Source organism: Nocardioides stalactiti (assembly GCF_014180715.1).
Classification (GTDB): domain Bacteria; phylum Actinomycetota; class Actinomycetes; order Propionibacteriales; family Nocardioidaceae; genus Nocardioides; species Nocardioides stalactiti.
Genome location: NZ_JACEFC010000230.1, coordinates 1 through 1,790, shown reverse-complemented (window position 1 = coordinate 1,790; position 1,790 = coordinate 1). Strand labels below are relative to the sequence as shown.

Annotated in this window: 1 protein-coding gene; it reads right to left on the bottom strand. The window is 72.9% G+C overall.

Translation table 11 applies throughout. The annotated features are described in order from the left end of the window. Positions 1-55 precede the first annotated feature (55 nt). A complete protein-coding gene (locus H0487_RS22585; protein ID WP_183096435.1) occupies positions 56-1,420 on the bottom strand; it encodes a prenyltransferase/squalene oxidase repeat-containing protein in 1,365 nt (454 codons plus the stop codon). Positions 1,421-1,790 lie beyond the last annotated feature (370 nt).

Here is a 1,790-nt window from a genome sequence, read left to right as displayed (position 1 = left end):
GCCGCGACCATGACGGTCGCGGCCACCGGGCCGAGGATCCTGCGCCCGTCCACGGTCAGCGGACGACGGCGCCGTCGGTGGCCACCTCGTTGGCGGCGTACAGCTTCACGTCGACCGGGCCCTTCCTCGCCGGCACCTCGATGCGGACGTTGAACGGCCGGTCGTCGGCGCGGCCCACGACCGACCGCAGGTTGCGCCCGATGCCGACGCACGCGCGCTCGCCCGGGGCGAGGCCCTGCACCTGGACACCGACCTTGTCGCCCGCGGGCAACCTCTCGGGAGCCGCGACGGCGAACTTGTAGTCCGCGGCCGGAGCGTGGGCGAGGGCGGGCAGCGCCTGCGCCTCGACGGTCTGCCACTGGCCGGCCGTGAGCGGCTGGATGCCCTTGCGGCGACCGAGCTTGTAGGCGGCCGCGTCGTAGGCGACCGCACCGCGCTCGCCACTGAGCTTGGCGTCACAACCCCGCCCGGGGACCTGGAGAGCGCGCAGCCAGACGGCCGCCTTGGTCGCGGCGCGCTCCCGGCCGGCGATGCCGAAGGCCCAGCCGCCGAGACCGGTGCTGTTGGCGTTGACCACGCCGTTGTCGTCGGCGAGGCCGCCGTTCCTGCCCTGCCAGTCCACGAGCCAGGCGGTGGCGTCGGCCAGCGCGGCCTGCAGGTCCGGGTCGTCGGAGCCGGCATCGCTCAGCAGGATGATCACGAACGCGGTGGCGTCGGGACCGGCCGGGTTGCAGGCACCGAAGTACGTCGGGAAGTGGCCGTCCTCGCACTGCTCGGAGAGCAGGTACTCGACGGCGGCCGGAGCCTCCGGAGATCCCGCGCCGAGGAGCCCGCGGGCTGCCCAGGTCTGGCCGAACACGTTGGCGTAGTCGCACGGGACCGGCGACTCGAGCGGGCCGCAGTAGTGCGGCTCGGCGTCGGTGTCGAGGATGCGGCCGGACTCGGTCGTCATCCCCTCCATCCGGTCGACGAGGTCGATGCCCCCGAAGGACGTCGCCGCGCCGTCGCCACCGAAGTCGTTGGCGAAGGAGAGCAGCTTGCCGGTCGGACCGGCGTAGTGGTCGCCGGGCTCCCCGAAGTCGGCACCGGTGATGTAGGACGCGGCCGTGTCCTCGAGCGCGCCGGCGATGCGCGGCAGGAGCCGCTCCCGGCCCGCAGCCTCGAGGGCGTACGCGGCCTCGACGGTGCCGCCGTAGTCGACGTAGGAGATCGGGTCTCCCGTCGTGAAGTCGGCGTACGCCGCGTGCAGCAGCCCGTCGTCGAGCTGGTCGTTGAGCCAGCCGGCCCCGATCGCCTTCGGCGTGCGGTCGGTCTCGCCGTGCGCCTCGGCAGGGCTGGCGAGGGCGGACACCGCCAGGGCGCCGCCGAGCACGACGGCGCCGAGCCGCCGGACGATCGAGGTGGACCTCGAGGTGGACATGGTGTTCCTTCCCGCTGCGGCAGCGGGAGGGAACCGACTGGTGGTGCCGGCCCGACCCGCTGCTCTCCGCGACAGCGACTACGTCAGGACGCTCCGTGTCAGGTGCTCCGGCTCGCCGCTCTCCCCCGCCGAGTCAGGAGGGGGCGCGGCCCACGGTTGCGGGTCAGCGCCGGATTCGGACCGGCTTCCCCCGCCACGGGCGTGTTGGATTGGTCCCTGCAGCCTAAGCCCGACCACGCCCCTCCGCGAATCCGTCCATATCCGCGTCGAATCCGGACCTTCCTGGATCCAGTCGGCACATCTCTGCAGACAAGTCCTGGTTCGAGCCAGGAAGGTCCGGATTCGACGGGGTCAGGTGAGCTTCTCGAGG